Below are 19,142 nucleotides of genomic sequence, written 5' to 3' on the forward strand. Positions count from 1 at the left end.
TAATTCGGATAAGGAGATCATCATGTCAAAAACAATCGCAATCAATGCTGGAAGTTCAAGTTTAAAATGGCAATTATATCAAATGCCAGAGGAAACAGTTGTCGCTAAAGGAATCGTTGAACGAATCGGTTTGAAAGATTCTATCTTTACCATCAAATATGGGGAAGATCAAAAATTCGAACAAATCATCGACATCAACGATCACGAAGTAGCTGTAAAAATGTTATTGGATCAACTGATCGAATTAAACATTTTAGGTGCTTATGATGAAATCACTGGCGTCGGTCACCGCGTCGTTCACGGCGGAGAAGATTTCCCTGATTCAGTTGTGATCACAGACGAAGTGATGGAACGCATCCAAGCATTGGCTGAATTTGCGCCATTACACAACCCAGCAAACTTGATGGGGATCACTGCTTTCAAAAAAATCTTGCCTGAAATCATCAGTGTCGCTGTTTTTGATACTTCTTTCCATGCAACGATGCCAAAACACAATTACCTATACAGCTTGCCATTAGAGTACTATAACGAGTTTAAAGTACGTAAATATGGCTTCCACGGTACAAGCCACCGTTATGTTTCTGAGCGTGCGGCAGAAATGTTAGGCAAACCAATCGAAGAATTAAAAATCATCACTTGCCATCTAGGGAACGGTGCGTCGATCACTGCGGTTGACGGCGGACAATCAGTAGATACATCAATGGGCTTCACGCCATTAGCTGGTGTAACGATGGGAACACGTTCTGGTGACATCGATCCTGCTGTTTTGCCTTACTTAATGGAAAAATTAGATTTGAACATCGATGAAATGGTGGATGTTTTAAACAAAAAATCTGGTTTATTAGGCTTAACTGGTATTTCCAGCGACATGCGCGATCTAGAAGCAAACTACGACAAAGAAGAAGTCAAAGTTGCTTATGACGTCTTTACTGACCGCATCCGTAAATACATCGGTGGCTATGTAACGACCATGAACGGTGTCGATGCGATCGTCTTTACTGCTGGTATCGGTGAAAATGATGCCCACGTCCGCAGCGAAGTTATCAAAGGCATGACTTGGTTTGGTTGCGAATTAGATGCCGATCAAAATGCCAAACGCGGCGAAGAATTAGTGATCTCAACTGAAGAGTCAAAAGTCAAAGTACTTTTGATCCCAACAGATGAAGAATTAATGATCGCTCGCGATGTGGAACGTTTACGCGGCTAAGCGAAAACCTTCCTTAGAATAGAAGCTGAAACACATGCAAGAGAAATGCTTGCATGTGTTTTTTTGTAGGAAAGTCCGCAAAACGGGGCTAGAGAGAAAAATTGGTGAAGACCATTTTCTAATTTTTTAAACAGAAAATTTAATAATTATACATATGGAAATTGGCTCATACTGCACCTAGGTGGAGGGCTTCTCATTTTGCTTTCATTTGAATTTAAATTTCCCTCCTTTTTTACAAGATGTTCTCAGGGAAATACCCTTGTAAAAGTTGCCAAATGGGAATAAACTGGCATTTGTGAATTTTCAGAAAAATTCCGCTATTTTATTTTCATTAATTTTTATAAGGGGCCATTACATATGGAAAAAGAAAAAACATTCTTAGGTCAGCCGCGAGGGCTGTCGACTTTATTCTTCACGGAAATGTGGGAACGATTCAGTTATTATGGTATGCGGGCGATTCTGGTGTACTTCATGTACGATGCAGTTGCCAACGGCGGCTTAGGGTTGCCAAAAGGAACGGCTGTGGCGATCATGTCGATTTACGGTTCCTTAGTGTATATGTCAAGTATTGTTGGCGGCTGGATCTCGGACCGTCTGTTAGGATCAAATAAATCCGTCTTTTATGGTGGGATCTTGATCATGTTAGGACACATCGTTTTGGCAACACCTTTAGGGATTCCAGCGTTGTTTGTGTCCATGATGCTGATCGTCATCGGAACCGGACTCTTGAAATCTAACGTGTCGGGTATGGTGGGGCATTTATACAGCAAAGACGATATCCGTCGGGATGCTGGTTTCTCGATTTTCTACATGGGGATCAATATTGGCGGCTTGTTAGCACCGATCATCGTCGGGATCTTAGGACAAGAGGTCAACTACCACTTAGGCTTTTCGATTGCTGCTATCGGGATGTTCATCGGGTTGGTGCAGTATTATGTGCAAGGAAAAACCACGTTGAAAAGTGTAGCGATCGCGCCAACGAATCCCTTATCGGCAGCCGAAAAGAAAACCTTCTTCCGAGCAGTCGTTCTGGTTCTTCTCGCGTTGGCAGTGTTGTTTGGCGCAGCAGCAGCAACTGGCCATCTGACGGTTGATTTCTTCATCAACTTTATCAGTGTTCTAGGTATTTTCTTACCGATCTACTACTTTACCAAAATGCTGCGTTCGAAAGATGTCACACCAGATGAAAAGAAAAAAGTGTTGGCCTACATTCCGCTGTTTTTGTCAGCGATCGTCTTTTGGTCATTGGAAGAACAAGGCTCATCGATCTTGGCATTGTTTGCCGCTGACCGTACGCAATCAACGTTATTCGGCATCAATATTCCAGCAAGTTTGTATCAAACCTTAAATCCACTTTTTGTCGTCTTATTGACACCTGTCTTTGTCTGGTTGTGGACCAAACTAGGCTCTCGTCAGCCACGGACAGAAGTGAAGTTTGCCATCGGTTTAGTCTTAGCCGGTTTGTCCTTTCTATTGCTAATGCTGCCAAGCCTCTTGTTTGGAGTAGAAGAACGGGTCAGCCCATTATGGTTGGTATTGAGCTTCTTCATCATGATTGCAGGGGAAATGTGTCTTTCACCGGTGGGCTTGTCGGTGACGACCAAACTAGCGCCGAAAGCCTTCGAAGCACAAACCTTGGCGATTTGGTTGTTAGCAGACGCTTCTTCACAAGCCATCAATGCGCAAATCGCTCGGTTCTATACACCGCAAACAGAAGGGATGTACTATGGCATCGTCGGCGGAGTAGCCGTTGTTGTCGGCATCATCTTGTATTTAGCTAGAAAACCGATCCGCAACTTGATCGGCAACATTCATTGATCAAAAAATAAAAACTTGATTTTCCGCGTATGCATGGATTGAACAACCCATGCATATGGCAGGAAAATCAAGTTTTTTTGTTGCGAATCAATCTCTTAGTCAATCAAGGGGCTCAGGGACTGGCGCGTGATCTGCTGCTGTGCAATGACCAGGGCTTCTTGGAAGTGCTGCTGTAAAAAGTAGCGGTCATGGCTGACCGCCAGCAGGGTCCCTTGATAATCTTGCAGCATTTCTTCAATTTCTTCTCGGGCATAGCTGTCGAGGTGATTGGTTGGTTCATCCAAAATCAGGACGTTGATTTTTTCTAAAAAGAGTTTCAGTAACGCCAAACGGATTTTTTCACCACCAGATAAATCTTTGATTCGTTTGGCCACATCACTTTGATAAAACCCACTTTTGGCCAATTGCCGACGAGCAGCCTCTTCGTTTCCTGTCAACATCTGTACGTAGGCCAACAAGCGGCTCTCAGGATCGGCAAACTGTAGCTGTTGGGGCAAATAGCCGATTTGTAAGCTGCTGCCGCGCTTGATAGTGCCGCCGCTAGGAAGCTCCTCACCGAGAAGTAATTTGAGTAAGGTTGATTTTCCGGTACCATTGTCGCCGATGATGGCTAGATGCTCCCCACGGTAGATTGCAAAACTGCTGTCTTTGAATAGGAGCTGATCGGCATATTGCTGGTGCAAGTCACGAACGATGAACACCTCTTTGCCTGATTTCCCGCCATTTGCCAAGCCTTGCAGCCGATTTTTCGGGGGCGCTGGCGGTTTGACCAGTGTAAGTTTCGCTAGGCGGCGTTCCAATTCTTTGGCTTTTTTGAAGAAGGATTCATTGTCTCCTTCATGGCCCCACTGACGAAACCGACGAATCATGACTTTCAGCCGCTGGACTTCTTTTTGCTGCAGCTCGTAATTTTTGGTCAGCTCCGCCAAGCGAGCTTCTTTTAAGACACGAAATCGGCTATAGTTCCCAGGATACTCAATCAAGGCGCCTTCTTCCAGTTCCCAGGTCTTGGTGGTGACTTGATCGAGAAAGTGCCGATCGTGCGAAACGACTAGAACCGCTTTTTTCGTATTCTGTAAATAATTTTCCAACCAGCGAATACTGGAAAGATCCAAGTGATTGGTTGGTTCATCCAGTAACAGCAGGTCAGCATCAGCAACTAATACTTTGGCTAAAGCGACTTTAACCCGTTCACCGCCGCTAAGCTCTGTTAAGCGTGCGTTCTGTCGATGGGGAATTCCTAAGCCTTGTAAGATCGCGGAAATTCGGTCTTCCAATCCATAGCCGCCCAGCTCTTCAAAGCGCTGCTGCAGCTCGCCATAACGGATCAGACACTTCTCTAAATCAGTATCGGGTTCTGCCATCAAGGCTTCGTAATGGCTCATTTGCTGTTTGAGTTCTTGAATGGTAGCAGCAGAATGGAGCAGGTAGTGGGTAACGGTTGCTTCAGAAACTGTCAACTCTTGCTCGACCGTCCCGACCCTCAAGCCTTTTTGGCGGCTGATAACGCCGCTATCGACGCCTTCACTGCCAGTCAAGATTTGTAAAAAGGTTGATTTGCCCGTTCCGTTAATGCCGACTAAGGCAATTTTTTCTCCAGCTTCGATTTGGCAGGCTAACTCCTCAAATAACGGATTCCCGCCGATGGTTTTTTTTATAGCAATTGCTTGTATAATCATGATCTCTCTCCTTGAGACCACTCAAAAAGGCCATGGATACCCATGGCCAGTGTTATTTAAACTCAGATTTCCTTGAGAAAAATACCTTGAGATGGCCATTGATTTTACGTAAATTTAACTGTTTTGGACAGACTCGTCCCGTCAACAGCAACTGTAAAACCAATTGCATGGCTAAATGCGATATGGTATCGTTGGTAATTTTCATTACTTGTTATTTTAGTCATGCGCATCATGGTAGTTTCCCCTCCTTTGTGTCTTTGTCTTTTCAGTGTACCTGAAAGTATCAGAAAGTTCAACCAGTACTGGCGGTTTCTTAGCGTTCCTCGATGCGTAATTCTGTCAGAGAGCTTTCTTTCATCTGACCGATGACTAATGGAACGGTCTCATGAACCACATCACTGTATTCTAAGCCGAACCAGCGTTCAGGTGAAATGGTATGGCGTTTGATAAAAAGCTTCGTCTGCATGACTTGCTTCTGCCATTTGCTTAATGCAGTTGCATTCGACAGCTCTTCTTCGATCATCACGAATTGGAAATCGCCCACATTGCGTCCAGGCGTTAAGGAGTAGCGTTGCGGCTGCAGCGGCAAGCGACCATCTTTCATCAATTCTTGAATGATTTGGCGAATGTAGAGATTGACTTCTTGCGGCACCCGAAAGCCGAGATAAAGCTTTAGTTTAACGATAAAATCGGTATCTGCCATCGAAACTTCATATTTTTTCGTATAGGGTTCGTCGGTGACTTCCACATTGACGAACCAATACACTTTGGCACGTTTTGGCCGTTTGTCTAAAATGGAATAGATGAACTGCTGACCGATCTGATCGTCTTGCAGTTTAGGAACCATGAAGACGACGTTCGTCTGAGATAACGGCAAAGAATCATCTTCCCGCAACTGTTTCAATTGAGGGATGTAGGTAGAAAGCGCAACTTCTTCGGCAGCATTTTCTTGAATACGATTGCCCCATTCCCAAATCAGCATCACGCCGATGATCACGCTGGCTAATAAGATGGCAACGTAACCGCCATGGAAAAATTTGGTCGCACTGGAGATAAAGAAAATCCCCTCGATCGCTGCAAAAAAGAGCGTGATGAACGGTGCCAAGAAACGGGTCTTCTTGTTTTGGTGCAAGTAGAAATACAGCAAAATAGTGGTCATCAACATCGTTACCGTAATGGCCAATCCATAAGCAGCTTCCATCCGAGTAGAGGTCTGGAAGAACAAGACCACGCCAGAACAGGCGATCCACAGCAAGGTGTTCAAGGCAGGAATATACATTTGCCCGATAGACGCCCCCGGATAGATGATTTGCATCCGCGGCAATAGTTTCAACTTGATGGCTTCAGAAACCAGGGTAAAGGAGCCAGACAGCAGGGCTTGCGAAGCTATGATGGCAGCGAGGGTGGCAAAGCTGACACCAAAGACTGTCCACCCTTGCGGCAACGCTTGGAAGAATGGATTCAAGTTTTCGATTTCTTGATAAGTCGGGTTTTGATAGACTTGCAGCAACCACGCCGCTTGACCAAAGTAATTTAGCATCAAGCAGATTTTGATATAGGGCCAGCTGGCATAAATGTTTTTCTTGCCCACGTGACCTAAGTCTGAGTAGAGGGCTTCCGCACCAGTCGTTGCCAAAAAGATATTGCCGAGAATAAAGAGACCGGCACTGTTATCGGGACTAAAGAGCAAATTGATCGCATAACGGGGATCAAGGGCGCGAATCACCGAAAGGTCACCAGCAAAGTTCATCATCCCGACGATCCCTAAGAAAGTGAACCAGCCTAGCATGATCGGTCCGAAGGCTTTGCCGACAAACTCAGTCCCAAAGCGCTGCAGGGCAAAGAGGACCAATAAGATTGCTAAGGTGATGCCGACGATGATCGATTGGTCATTGCCGAAGCGATCAAAAAAGACTGGAATCCCCCGTAATCCTTCGATGGCAGTGGTCACCGTCACGGCTGGCGTCAACACGCCATCTGCTAGCAGGGCTGCGCCCCCGATGATTGCTGGAATAATCAAATAGCGGCTGTTTTTACGAACTAGAGTATAAAGGGAGAAAATCCCGCCTTCTCCATGATTATCCGCGTTTAATGCGATCAAGACGTACTTGATCGTCGTTAACAGCGTTAGCGTCCAAAAGACGAGCGAGACGCTGCCTAAGATAAAATCGGGTGTTAAGGTGCGTAGTCCGCCATTGTCCTCCACCAGGGCTTTCATTACGTAAAGCGGGCTCGTACCGATATCACCGTAGACCACCCCCATGGCGACTAAAAGTCCGCCGGCGGTCACTTTTTTCATTTTACTTGAACTCATTGACTGTTTTCCCTCCATTTTAAACTGCAAAAAGACCTAAGCGGCCCCTTGCCACTTAGGTCTTGCAAGAAACATCTTAAACCAGCGGATTCCCGCTTGCTGTTGATCTAAGATCATGGAACGATCCATGTGCTACTCCCCTAAAGTGCTCTTATTATCTTTGTTTTTGCAGCTCCTGTCAATTGATTTGTTAAAAATGGCAATAAACATTTTTCATTTCCTGCTTTTCAGCGTAAGATAACAATAGGTATGGAATAAGGAGGCAGGAAAATGATTGAGATCAAGAATCTGACGAAACAGTATGGACCAAAAAAAGCGTTGTCTGATCTTTCCCTGACGATCCGTCAAGGGGAGATCTTTGGCTTTCTGGGACACAACGGAGCAGGGAAGTCGACCACGATCAAAAGCTTAGTGAGTATTTTGCAACCGACGAGTGGGGAAATCTATTTTGATGGCCAATCCCTCGTGGAACATCGCGAAGCGATAAAAAAACAAATTGCTTATGTGCCGGACACGCCAGATTTGTTTTTACAGCTAACGGCAGGGGAGTATTGGGACTTGATTGCCGCCGCGTATGAGGTGCCAGCAGCGGAAAAGGCCGAGCGTTTGCAAAAATTAGGGCGCTTGTTTGATATGCTGTCTCATGAAGAAGAGACCATCGCCAGCTTTTCCCATGGAATGCGGCAAAAAACGCTGCTGATTGGGGCATTGATCCCCGATCCAGACATTTGGATCTTGGATGAACCATTACAAGGCTTAGATCCCCAAGCGGCGTATGATTTAAAAGAAATGATGAAACAGCACGCTGCCAAGGGCAAGACCGTGATTTTTTCCACCCACGTCTTGGACACCGCCCAGCAGTTGTGCGATCAATTGGCGATTTTGAAAAAAGGTGAGCTGCTGTACAATGGCTCAGTGGCAGATTTGCTGGCACAGCATCCGTCGCTTTCTTTGGAAACGATCTATCTGCAAATGACTGGGAGAAGTCAAGAAGAAGCGATTCTTGCAGAAGCGGAGGAAGCGTAGATGCGAAAACAACAATTTCTGACTCTGACCTCCGTTAATTTGCGGTATGCCAATCCCCAACTGACAGATAAAGCCCGCAAAAAAGGCAAGGCTGGTTCGACTTTGACCAGTTATTTGTTGTTTCAATATGCGTTTTCTGGGGTAGTATTTCTGCTAGTCTATGGGTTGACGATGATTACATTGGATTTTAGTCAGATGCCAGGCTTTTTTACCTATTATGTCGCTTTGTTCGGGATCTTAGGCTTTTCCCAAGGGATTTCGTCCATTTACAATGTCTTTTTCGAGAGTCAAGATCTGCCAGCGTATTTGCCGCTGCCTTTTCGACAGAGTGAAATTTTTCTGGCAAAGATCGTGGTGGTGTTTCTCACCGTTGCGCCGTTTATTTTTCCTCTGTTGGTCTTATTTCTCCTGACAGGGATTCGGGCAAACGTCTTTTTCTTGTTGACGATCTTATGGGCGTTCTTGCTGTTCGGCTTGTTTTTAGTCTTGATCTTCAGCATTTGCAGCTTGATCGTCTTCAGCCTGACCCGCACCAAGTTTTTCTTGAAGCATAAAAAATTGGTCACTAGTTTATTGCTAGGCGTGACGATGCTGGTTGTTGTGATCGGGGTCTTAATGATGAATCAGGTGAATACTTATGAGACAGACGTGGTAGATCGGGGAGCGATCAGCTTTTTATTGCCCTTTTATTATGTGATGGTGGCACCGTTTCAAACGACTGGTTTGCTTAGTTTGCTAGGGATCATCGTCACAGCAGGCGTGTTGCTTTTTGCCCTCTATCGGTTGATCTTGCCGAAGTTTTATGAGCAAGTGGCAGCCGCGGCGCCCAACCAAGGGAGTGTTCGTCGGAAGCATAAACCCAATCAAGGCTTGGGCCAGCTGTTGTTTAATTACAATTCGCAGTTGATCCGAGATCCGAATTTGATCATGCAAGTCTTTTCTTCTTCGTTGCTGATGCCCATCATTTTCTTAGTGTCCTTTGTGTTTACAGGAGCGATTCAGTTAAGTGAATTGGATGAGCGGTTTATCGGTGTCGTTTTTGTGGCTGGGATCGCCTTGGCAGCATTGATGGTCAACCCGACTTCTTTTATCAGTAATTTGATCTCACTGGATCAGGAGAATTTCTTGTTTGTCCGCTCCTTGCCGCTATCGATGAAGCGCTACTTGCGGGAAAAATTCCGCTTTGGGGTCGTTTTGCAGCTGAGTTTAACGGCAGTCATCGTGCTGGCAGCAGTCCTTTTGTTCAAAATGCCGCTGATTTTGGCTGTCTCTTTTCTAATCGGGGCACTTTGGAGCAGTTTTCTTTTGTGCTTGAAATATTTTGCTCGTGATTATCGGCTGCTGCTTTTGGATTGGACCAACATCAGTCAATTGTTTACGAGAGGGGCGGGTAGTCTTGGGTTAGCCATTGGAACGATCGCAACGCTGTTTCTTTCCATCATTGTTATCATCCTTTACGGCTTTGCTGCGACTTCGGTTGATTTTTGGTTATTGAATGGTCCGGTTTTCTTTGTGATCCTCTTGACCAGCGTCCTTTGGATAGCCCATTATCACCATAGATTTTGGCGTCGTTTTTCCTAAGGGAAGCGACGCTTTGCTTTTTTTATTTAAGGATGGGTAAATTAACTATTTATTCAGAAAATTCAGAAAAACTATTTACAATCAAGCGGAAACATGGTTAGATAGGAGTACCTATTACTTTGCTTTCATTTTTTGCTGTACAAGTTTGGATAACCGACTTGTCAAAGAGCTGTGACCAAAGTCAAAAAGACCAATGAGACCTGAGCGCTCGTTGCCTCTTTTGCTTTTGTCACGGTTTTTTTTGTACAAAAAAACCTGCCAAGCAGCGGCAGGTCGTCTCACTATTAAGCTTTCGTGTGGTCTTTTGCTGGGACTTTGTTTTCTAGGTCTGTCCGTACAACTAACACATCACAGCCGGCATGGCGAATGACATATTCAGAAACGGAACCGATAAAGATTCGTTCCACGGCATTTAAACCAGTGGCACCGATCATAATCAAATCGATGTCGTGATCTTCGGGCAATTGTTTGGCAATGATCGGTTTTGGCGAGCCGTATTCGATCACAGTTTTGACCGCAGTTACTTGATGCTTGCGGGCATAATCCTCATAGTCTTTCAAGGTTTGTTTGGCCATTTCGGTTGCTTGTTCAGCAAGCATGCCGTCAAAAGAAGAAACGGTTTGAAAGGCACGAGTGTCGATCACATGTGCTAAAACCAATTCAGAATCATTCCGCTGTGCCACGTTCACGGCTTTTTTGAAGGCTAATTCTGACTCACTAGACCCATCGACGGCTACCATGATTCGTTGATATTGTTGTAACATAAGAAACACTCCCATCTGTTATCTTCTACTTTTATTGTAATGCTTTTTTCTGGAAAAAGAAAACCTAATCTTCCTTTTTTTTCATTTTTTGTGCCAGCAAGATGCTGAAAGATGCGGAAGAGAGCAGCAATAAAGCCAAATAAAACAAGGCAATCAGCTCCTTATCGACAAAGCCTACAACCAATGCCACCACGCCTAAAAGGAAATGAATGAGACTATAGGTTTTTAAGAAGACCTTATTCGCCTCGGTGGTAGGGATCAAAGTGAAAAAAATCGCTTGTTTGGCATAAAGCAAATAACTGGTGCCGAATAATACGAGTGCCACGATCGTAAATAATAGAAGAATCATAAACATACGCCATCCTGTCCTAAGTTGATAGGTTTAGTATAGCGAACCCTAGAAAGAATAGCAAAAGCCACCCTTACTCTGATGTCAGGCAAGGACGTTTCACTGTTGCTATCAGTTAGAGAACGCAAAAAAGCCATCTGTTAAAAACAGATGGCACATTCTAAAAAGAATGGGTAATATCCGTTGATGCCGTTCTTTTTCCCATAGTATTGATCCCGCAAATTCTAGCAGGTGGGTTCCACGGTCTAAGCTTCGAACTACCAAAGGAAAAGGCATGTTACCAGCATTGACACAAGACGGATCCCAAGATATCAATAAAAATGTTCGGTCAACACACAAAAGGGACAACTCGTACATCACAGAATTCCCACCCTTATAGTAGCATAGGAATGACGAAGGTGCAATAAAGTTGTTTGAAAACGATACCAAAAAGTCACTATTTTTTCTAAGCACCTAGTTTTTTTTCTTTCGCTGCTGCAACTGCTGGTACCGTTGACCTAATGCTTGCTCATATTTCCCGGTGGCTTTTGGTTGGTAATAATGAGTATTTTTCAGCTTATCAGGTAAGTATTGCTGATCGACCCAGGCATCATCAAAATTATGCGGGTATTGATAGCCGACACCCCGATTCAAGCTTTGGGCACCCTTGTAATGACTGTCTCGTAAATGATCCGGGACATCGCCAGCTTTACCGCTGCGAATATCTGCGATCGCTGCATCCAATGCCATGTAGGCAGAGTTGGATTTTGGTGACAGACATAGATCGACCACTGTATCGGCTAGCGGAATCCGAGCTTCTGGCAAGCCCAAACGTTCAGCGGCTAACACAGCATTGACGGTTCGAGCAGCGGCTGCTGGGTTAGCTAAACCAATGTCTTCATAGCCGATGACCATCAAGCGCCGACAAATGATCGCCAGATCGCCTGCCTCTACTAAACGACCTAAGTAATGCAGCGCACCATCCACATCGCTGCCGCGAATCGATTTTTGAAAAGCAGAGATCACATCATAGTGCGCATCCCCATCTTTATCATGGGTCAATGCTTTGCGCTGCACGCACTCTTCGATGATTTCTAAGGTCAAATGAATAATGCCGTCTGGTCCTTTTGGGGTGGAACGAGCAGCGAGCTCTAAGCCGTTTAGCGCACTTCGTAAATCGCCGTTGGTCGCTCGCGAGAGATGCAAGCGGGCATCATCGGTCAATACGATGGTTTCTGATCCAAGTCCGCGAGTTTCATCTGCTAAGGCTTGATCAATGGCGGTCAAAATATCTTCTTCTTGGAGCGGTTTGACTTCAAAAATCTGTGTCCGACTGCGAATCGCTGGATTGATCGTAATGTAGGGATTTTCCGTCGTGGCACCGATCATAATGATCTTGCCGCTTTCTAAATGGGGCAGTAAAAAGTCTTGTTTTGTCTTGTCTAGTCGATGGACTTCATCAAGCAATAAAATGACAGTACCGCTCATTTTGGCTTCCTCTGCCACGATCTGCAGGTCTTTTTTTGTATCCGTGGCGGCGTTCAGCATGCGAAACGCATAGCGTGTCGAGCCGGCGATCGCACTGGCAATGCTGGTTTTTCCGGTTCCCGGCGGTCCGTATAGGATCATCGAAGAAAGCATTTTGGCTTCGACCATTCGGCGAATGATTTTCCCCGGGCCAACCAAATGCTGCTGTCCGACGACTTCATCTAAGTTCCGTGGCCGCATTCGATAAGCAAGTGGCTGCTGCATAAAACGATCCTCTCCTTTTCCTGTAAGTATAACATAAGAACGTATATTCTCATAAACAAGCTGATTTGCGTCTTTACAGAAACAACAGGGCGCTTATTTTCCACTCAGTCAGCAAAAATCAGGTTCGTTGAAAAGAAATCGTTGAGATCGTCGTAACTCTGTAGTCAAAGATAGTAAGTTCGCCGAGAATTGTGTAGAATAAAGAGGGTGATGAGAATGGATGAATTAATGGCACTTTTTGCGACACAGCCGACAACGACCATCGCACGTGCCTTATTAGGAATGTATTTGGAACATGAGACCCCAGAAGGAACAGTAGGTGGGTATATCGTGGATTGTGAAGCGTATCTAGGTCCCGATGATTTGGCGGCTCATAGTGTGGGCATGCGAAACACACCAAGGGTTCGGGCGATGTATCAGGAACCAGGTACGATTTATTTATATACGATGCATACGCATCGAATCGTCAACTTTATTACGCAGCCAAAAGGCATCCCGCAAGGAATCATGATTCGCGGGCTAGAACCGGTGGATGGGATCGCCTTGATGGAACAACAACGACAAAAAACAGGACCGGATGTAGCCAACGGCCCCGGGAAACTGGTACAGGCACTGCAGATCCCCGCTGAGCTTTATGGAGAATCGATTTTTACAAGCCCACTGCATTTGGTTCCTGAGCGCCGACGTACCCCAAAAGAAATTTTGGCATTGCCTCGGATCGGTATCCCAAATAAAGGGGAATGGACCCAGATGCCGCTTCGTTTTGCGGTGGCTGGCAATCCGTATTTGACAAATATACGAAAAACCGCTGTTCAGCAAGACCATGGATGGTGTTAAGAAAGAAGGAATAGTGATGGCGAAAGAAACGATATTGACTTACTTAGATCAGCGATTAACGAAAAAAATCACCGACTATGATGTGGCGATCGATTGGGATGCCAAAAATCATACGATCGAATTGGTGCTGCGCTTGTTTGCTGAAAATCCTCACCACGTGCAGATCGACGATGCACAAGGTGTGGCATCAGAAGAAGCGATCATTGAATTTGAAGATGGGATTTTGCTGTATGATCCACAAAAATCAACGTTTGATGAAGAAGATTATTTAGCGACGATCCCTTATGCAGGGAAAAAAGGGATCCAAAAAGCCTTGTTAGACGGATTGGTTGATTACATTCAAGAAATTTTAGAAGAAGGCCAAAGCGATCTGCTTGATTTCTTGAACGATGACAGTGAAGAAGCGATCTTTGAATTGCGATTCAACGAAGAAGAATTTGTGGAGAAAATGACGAACTATCAAGCGGGAGCTGGGGAAACCATGATCCCGTACCCTAGTTACTAAGGAGAACGAACATGAAATGGAATGAAGTAACCGTAGCGACAGCTAGCGAAGCAGTGGAAGCAGTCGCCAATATTTTAATGGAACACGGAGCAAGTGGGGTAGCGATCGAGGACGTTTTAGATATCGAAAATTTTAAAAGCGATGCGTATGGCGAAATTTTGGATAAAGAAACCTATACGACCTTAGAAGAAGGCGCCCAAGTCAGTGCCTATTTCCCAGAGACGATCTTTTTACCAGAAGTGCTGCCGACGATCAAAGCAGCCATCGACCGTCTGCCAGAGTATGGTTTGGCGATCGGCAAAAACACCATCACAACGAGCGAGGTCGTGGAAGAAGCATGGGCGACGGCCTGGAAAAAATATTACCATCCAGTCCGTATCTCCCGCTATCTGACGATCGTGCCGAGCTGGGAAAACTATCAACCGCTGCAAGAAGATGAAAAGATCATCATCCTTGATCCGGGGATGGCTTTTGGGACAGGCACACATCCTACGACACGTTTGACATTACAAGCCCTAGAAGTCTACTTGCGAGGCGGTGAAACCGTCTTAGATGTCGGGACGGGCTCAGGCGTGTTGAGTATCGCCAGTAAATATTTAGGTGCCAAAGACGTGTTCGCATATGATCTAGATGAAGTCGCTGTGAGGTCCGCCCAAGAAAATATGGCGATGAACCCTATTGCTCACGATGTGACCGTGCAGGCCAATGATCTCTTGCAAGGAGTGACGGTCCCTGCTGATCTTATCGTTGCCAATATTTTAGCGGACATCATTTTATTGATGATCCCTGATGCGTGGCGTCTATTGAAGCAAGAAGGGACCTTGATCGTTTCTGGGATCATTGAGACGAAAAAACAATTAGTGATCGATGCCATGATCGCACAAGGCTTTGAGATCGATCAGTTGTTCAATCAAAAAGACTGGTATGCGATCGCCTTTAAAAAACCAGAGGTAGAGTAAGATGCAGCGATATTTTTTACAGGAGCCTTATGAAGCAAAAGCGGTGTTTGCCGTTTCGGGAGAACCCTTCCACCATATGATCCGAGTGATGCGCATGACTCCCGGGGCAAAAGTCGGTTTAGTTTTTGAGGATCATTTGGCGATTATTGCCAAGATCAAAGAAGCCGATGAAGAAACGGTGTACTTAGAGGAAGTCGAAAAAGAACAGCAGGACAAGGAATTGCCGCTGCAGGTCACGATCGCTAGCGGCTACCCGAAAGGCGACAAGCTGGAATTGATCGTTCAAAAAGGAACGGAACTGGGGGCGGCAGCCTTTATCGGTTTTCCAGCGCAAACTTCGGTCGTGAAATGGGATCAAAAGAAATTACAGAAAAAGCAGCAGCGGCTGCAAAAAATCGCCCAAGAAGCGGCGGAGCAGTCCCAACGGCAGATCGCACCAGCCATCACGCTGCTGGATAACGCCAAAGCATTTTGGCAAAGCCTCAGTCAGTATGATGCGGTCCTAGTGGCTTATGAAGAATCAGCCAAACAAGGAGAAGCGGCGATGCTGCTGCAAGTGATCACCGCATTGCCTGTTGGCAGCAAAGTTTTAGCGATCTTTGGTCCAGAAGGCGGTCTGACCCCCTCCGAAATCGAAGAAGCCCAGCAAAACAACGCTAAATTATGCGGGTTAGGCCCTCGAATTTTACGAACAGAAACAGCACCGTTTTATTTTTTAAGTGCTGTCAGTGTGCTAACGGAATTAAAGAGGATGTGAGTTGATGAATAAGAACCAAGAAGCAATCAGTGTCCGTTTGTTGACGGCCGATCTGACCGACTGGGTCTTGAAGGATTTTATCAATCAATATAAGACGACCTTAAAGGAAGTCGTCGTTTTGCCTAGTGCCATTCGACGGGCGAAAATCTTGGCACAAGGCTCTTCCCTACAAATCGGCGCAGTGATCGATTACCCCCTTGCCCAAGGAACATTGGCAAAGGTGGCGTTTGAAATCGGTCGGGCGTTTATGGAAGGCGCCGATTTTTTGGAAGTCTGGCTGCCAGCTTCTTCCTTCATGGAAAATGATCGTGGCTTTGCGGAGTTGACTGAAACGATCCGCTCCTTGACCTTGACAGGAGGAGAGATCCGCTTAGCTGTGCAAACCGAGATCATGAATGAATTGACGAAGATCCAAGTAGCACAACGCTTGAAAGAAGAAGCTTGGTCAAAGATCGTGTTAGGGCAAAAACAACCGCTAGCAGAAGCATTGCATGACGTGAGCTTGTTTTCCTTAGATGGTGGCAGTCAACTGTCGATCCAGATCAATCCTGACACAGTAGATGAACAAGCGCTGCAATCACTACAGGCTGCTGGCGCTGAGAAAATCGGGCTCTCGTATCATGTTTTTGAAGAATTGCTTAAGGACCAGCCGTCGCCCGATGTGCTTTGAACAACAGCGATTGAAAAATAGCTGAAAAATTTGTATAATAATACTACTAAATAAGAACTGCAGGTTAGACAGGAGTCCCATGCTTAGAACGTTTGTCCGCAAGGCTTTGGGTGCGTGACGAAACGTTAACAGCGACTTCTGTCTGCCTTTTTGATAGCACAAAAAAGAAAAGCAGGAGGCGGAATGAATGGCAAAAGAAGTTATATTGACCGGGCCCAATGTCATCAAATTGGTCGCTCATTATATGAGTGAAGAGCATGTTGCCTTTGTCCAAAAAGCATTAGATTACGCGACAGAAGCCCATAAAGAACAATTCCGTAAATCCGGCGAGCCTTACATTATTCATCCAATCCAAGTTGCGGGGATCTTGGCAGAATTGCAGATGGATCCTCATACCGTTGCAACTGGTTTTTTGCATGATGTCGTCGAAGATACCGATGTGACGTTAGCCGATCTGAAAGAAGAATTCGGTGCCGATGTAGCGATGCTAGTGGATGGCGTGACCAAGCTGGGTAAGATCAAGTACAAATCTCATGAAGAACAATTAGCAGAAAATCATCGAAAAATGTTGATCGCCATGGCGCAAGATTTACGGGTCATCATGGTCAAATTGGCTGACCGTTTACATAATATGCGTACGTTGAAACATCTGCGGGAAGACAAACAACGCCGCATCGCCCAAGAAACGATGGAAATCTATGCCCCATTGGCTCATCGTTTAGGGATCAGCCGCATCAAATGGGAATTAGAAGATATTTCTTTGCGTTATTTGAATCCACAGCAATATTACCGAATCGTGCATTTGATGCAGACAAAGCGAGAAGAACGGGAATCCTACGTTTCCGAAACCGTGGAAGAGATTCGGATCGCTACGGAAGAACTAGATATCTATGCTGAAATCTATGGCCGACCAAAGCATATTTACTCGATCTATCGCAAAATGAAAGACCAAAAGAAACAGTTCAATGAAATCTATGATTTGTTGGCGATCCGAGTGATCGTTGACTCCATCAAAGATTGTTATGCGGTTTTGGGAACGATCCATACAAAATGGAAACCAATGCCTGGGCGGTTCAAGGATTATATCGCGATGCCAAAAGCCAACATGTACCAATCGCTGCATACGACGGTCATTGGTCCTAAAGGCAATCCTGTCGAGATCCAAATTCGGACCCATGAAATGCATGAGATCGCTGAATTTGGGGTTGCTGCGCACTGGGCCTATAAAGAAGGCAAGACCGAAAAAGTTAGAGCCGACAAAATGACCCAACAAGTTGGCTGGTTCCGAGAAATCTTGGAACTACAAGACGAAAGCTATGATGCTTCTGAATTTATGGAAGGTGTCAAAGGCGATATTTTCAGCGACAAAGTCTATGTCTTTACGCCAAAAGGTGATGTGACGGAGTTGCCTCAAGGCTCCAGTCCCCTGGATTTTGCCTATAGCATCCATACCGACATCGGTAACAAAACTACTGGTGCCAAGGTCAACGGCAAGATGGTCCAATTGGACTACAAGCTAAAAAATGGGGACATTATCGAGATCTTGACCTCACCAAATTCCTTTGGTCCAAGCCGCGACTGGGTCAAACTAGTGGCTACCAGCAAAGCGAAGAACAAAATCAAACGATTTTTTAAAGCCCAAGATCGTGATGAAAACATCATCAAAGGGCATGAGGCAGTGGTTCGTACCTTACAAGATATGGGCTTTGTGCCGAAAGAATTTTTGACGAAAAGCAAAATGGCGGAAGCCTGCGAACGGTTCAACTACCAAACAGAAGATGATCTATTTGCCTCCGTCGGCTATGGGGAAGTCAGTCCCACGACCTTAGCCAACCGTTTGACCGAAGAAGAACGGCGCGAGAAACAAATCGAGAAGCAAAAGCAGCAAGTCCAAGAGATGATCAATCAACCGGCGAAAAAAGAACCAGAAAAAATGAAGGTTCGTCACGAAGGCGGCATTGTCATTGAAGGGGTCGATAACTTGTTGATCCGCATCTCCCGTTGCTGCAATCCAGTCCCTGGAGATTCGATCGTCGGCTACATTACCAAAGGCCGAGGGATCTCGATCCACCGCAGCGATTGTCCCAATGTTCAAAACAAAGACGCCGCGAACCGTTTGATCGATGTTGAGTGGGAAGATGCCACCGACATCAACAAAGAATACGATGCCGATCTTGAGATCTACGGTTATGATCGTTCTGGGTTGCTCAATGATGTCTTACAGACAGTCAACACTGTCACGAAGCGCTTAGTGAGTGTCGAAGCCAAAACCAACAAAGACAAAATGGCAACGATCCGTATCACGGTGGCGATTCAGAATTTGACCCATTTGAAATCGATCGTTGATAAAATCAAGCAGATTCCAGATGTTTACAGCGTCAGACGTACGAAGGGATGAGAAAGAATGCGGGCAGTGATCCAGCGAGTTAGTCAAGCAAGCGTGTCGATTGAGGAGAATATCGTCGGTGCGATCCAACAAGGGTTTATGGTTTTATTGGGGATCACCCATGAGGATACAGGCGACGATGTGGCTTATCTCGTAAGAAAAATCAAAAATCTGCGGGTTTTTGAAGACGAAGAAGGTAAAATGAATCGGTCACTGGAAAGTATAAATGGCGCCGTCTTGAGTATTTCACAGTTCACCCTCTATGGGGAGACCAAGAAAGGCAATCGCCCCAGCTTCATTCAAGCGGCACCGCCAAGTATTGCGATCCCGCTTTACGAAGCTTTTAATGAAGGTTTACAAGCCGAAGGGATCACTGTTGCTACTGGAAAATTTGGTGCAGATATGCAAGTCGCCTTGGTCAATGATGGCCCGGTGACGATCGTGATCGATACGAAAGAAAAATAAGTGATACAAAACGAAGGATTTTCTCGCTGGGAAAGAGTGAGAGAATTCCTTCGTTTTTTTATACTCTCGAAAGCGCCAAGCATTTTTGATGGAA

General features: G+C 45.5%; 16 protein-coding genes and 1 other RNA gene. 11 read left to right on the forward strand and 6 right to left on the reverse strand.

The window, feature by feature from the left end:
• Nucleotides 1-22 precede the first annotated feature (22 nt).
• Nucleotides 23-1,207, forward strand: a complete 1,185-nt coding sequence (locus ACI3E5_RS02285) for an acetate/propionate family kinase (protein WP_016621162.1) — start codon at nucleotides 23-25, stop codon at nucleotides 1,205-1,207.
• Between the two features lie 357 nt (nucleotides 1,208-1,564).
• A complete protein-coding gene (locus ACI3E5_RS02290; protein WP_005227746.1) occupies nucleotides 1,565-3,025 on the forward strand; it encodes a peptide MFS transporter in 1,461 nt (486 codons plus the stop codon).
• Between the two features lie 95 nt (nucleotides 3,026-3,120).
• Here ACI3E5_RS02290 and abc-f read toward each other — a convergent pair whose 3' ends face one another.
• Both abc-f and ACI3E5_RS02300 read right to left on the reverse strand, forming a co-directional pair.
• Entirely contained in the window at nucleotides 3,121-4,704 is a 1,584-nt protein-coding gene (gene abc-f / locus ACI3E5_RS02295; RefSeq protein WP_060792569.1) for a ribosomal protection-like ABC-F family protein, read from the reverse strand.
• Nucleotides 4,705-5,017: 313 nt separating this feature from the next.
• Complete coding sequence (locus ACI3E5_RS02300) at nucleotides 5,018-7,018, reverse strand: KUP/HAK/KT family potassium transporter (protein WP_060792568.1); 2,001 nt, start codon at nucleotides 7,016-7,018, stop codon at nucleotides 5,018-5,020.
• A 270-nt stretch (nucleotides 7,019-7,288) separates the two neighbouring features.
• Between ACI3E5_RS02300 and ACI3E5_RS02305 the strand changes: the two genes are divergently transcribed.
• Both ACI3E5_RS02305 and ACI3E5_RS02310 read left to right on the forward strand, forming a co-directional pair.
• Nucleotides 7,289-8,044 (forward strand): ABC transporter ATP-binding protein, encoded by a 756-nt coding sequence (locus ACI3E5_RS02305; protein WP_005227750.1) that lies wholly within the window; start codon nucleotides 7,289-7,291, stop codon nucleotides 8,042-8,044.
• On the forward strand, nucleotides 8,045-9,625 hold the full coding sequence (locus tag ACI3E5_RS02310) for a hypothetical protein (RefSeq protein WP_060792567.1): 1,581 nt from the start codon (nucleotides 8,045-8,047) through the stop codon (nucleotides 9,623-9,625). It begins immediately after the preceding gene.
• A 284-nt stretch (nucleotides 9,626-9,909) separates the two neighbouring features.
• On the opposite strand, the gene ACI3E5_RS02315 is transcribed toward ACI3E5_RS02310, so the two are convergent.
• The 4 genes from ACI3E5_RS02315 to ACI3E5_RS02330 all read right to left on the reverse strand — a co-directional run bounded on the left by ACI3E5_RS02315 (nucleotide 9,910) and on the right by ACI3E5_RS02330 (nucleotide 12,469).
• A complete protein-coding gene (locus ACI3E5_RS02315; RefSeq protein WP_010749033.1) occupies nucleotides 9,910-10,389 on the reverse strand; it encodes a universal stress protein in 480 nt (159 codons plus the stop codon).
• Nucleotides 10,390-10,453: 64 nt separating this feature from the next.
• Entirely contained in the window at nucleotides 10,454-10,744 is a 291-nt protein-coding gene (locus ACI3E5_RS02320; RefSeq protein ID WP_005227757.1) for a hypothetical protein, read from the reverse strand.
• Nucleotides 10,745-10,911: 167 nt separating this feature from the next.
• Nucleotides 10,912-11,106, reverse strand: a non-coding RNA gene (gene ssrS, locus ACI3E5_RS02325) — 6S RNA.
• Nucleotides 11,107-11,191: 85 nt separating this feature from the next.
• Nucleotides 11,192-12,469: a replication-associated recombination protein A gene (locus ACI3E5_RS02330; protein ID WP_005227760.1), complete on the reverse strand. Its 1,278-nt coding sequence runs from the start codon at nucleotides 12,467-12,469 to the stop codon at nucleotides 11,192-11,194.
• 216 nt (nucleotides 12,470-12,685) lie between these two features.
• On the opposite strand from ACI3E5_RS02330, the gene ACI3E5_RS02335 reads away from it, so the two are divergent.
• The 7 genes from ACI3E5_RS02335 (at nucleotide 12,686) to dtd (ending at nucleotide 19,048) form a co-directional block, all read left to right on the forward strand.
• Nucleotides 12,686-13,306: a DNA-3-methyladenine glycosylase gene (locus ACI3E5_RS02335; protein ID WP_010749036.1), complete on the forward strand. Its 621-nt coding sequence runs from the start codon at nucleotides 12,686-12,688 to the stop codon at nucleotides 13,304-13,306.
• Between the two features lie 16 nt (nucleotides 13,307-13,322).
• Nucleotides 13,323-13,811, forward strand: coding sequence for a DUF3013 family protein (locus tag ACI3E5_RS02340; RefSeq protein WP_005227763.1), 489 nt, complete (start codon nucleotides 13,323-13,325; stop codon nucleotides 13,809-13,811).
• Nucleotides 13,812-13,822: 11 nt separating this feature from the next.
• Nucleotides 13,823-14,770: a 50S ribosomal protein L11 methyltransferase gene (gene prmA / locus ACI3E5_RS02345; protein ID WP_005227766.1), complete on the forward strand. Its 948-nt coding sequence runs from the start codon at nucleotides 13,823-13,825 to the stop codon at nucleotides 14,768-14,770.
• Between the two features lies 1 nt (nucleotide 14,771).
• Nucleotides 14,772-15,527 (forward strand): 16S rRNA (uracil(1498)-N(3))-methyltransferase, encoded by a 756-nt coding sequence (locus ACI3E5_RS02350; RefSeq protein ID WP_060792566.1) that lies wholly within the window; start codon nucleotides 14,772-14,774, stop codon nucleotides 15,525-15,527.
• A gap of 4 nt (nucleotides 15,528-15,531) precedes the next feature.
• Nucleotides 15,532-16,197: a beta/alpha barrel domain-containing protein gene (locus tag ACI3E5_RS02355; protein WP_244353204.1), complete on the forward strand. Its 666-nt coding sequence runs from the start codon at nucleotides 15,532-15,534 to the stop codon at nucleotides 16,195-16,197.
• 187 nt (nucleotides 16,198-16,384) lie between these two features.
• Complete coding sequence (locus ACI3E5_RS02360; protein WP_010749038.1) at nucleotides 16,385-18,595, forward strand: RelA/SpoT family protein; 2,211 nt, start codon at nucleotides 16,385-16,387, stop codon at nucleotides 18,593-18,595.
• 6 nt (nucleotides 18,596-18,601) lie between these two features.
• Nucleotides 18,602-19,048: a D-aminoacyl-tRNA deacylase gene (dtd, locus tag ACI3E5_RS02365; RefSeq protein WP_010749039.1), complete on the forward strand. Its 447-nt coding sequence runs from the start codon at nucleotides 18,602-18,604 to the stop codon at nucleotides 19,046-19,048.
• The last annotated feature ends 94 nt before the right edge of the window (nucleotides 19,049-19,142 follow it).

The sequence above is a fragment of the Candidatus Enterococcus avicola genome (assembly GCF_047470845.1).
GTDB classification, from domain to species: Bacteria; Bacillota; Bacilli; order Lactobacillales; family Enterococcaceae; genus Enterococcus_D; species Enterococcus_D casseliflavus.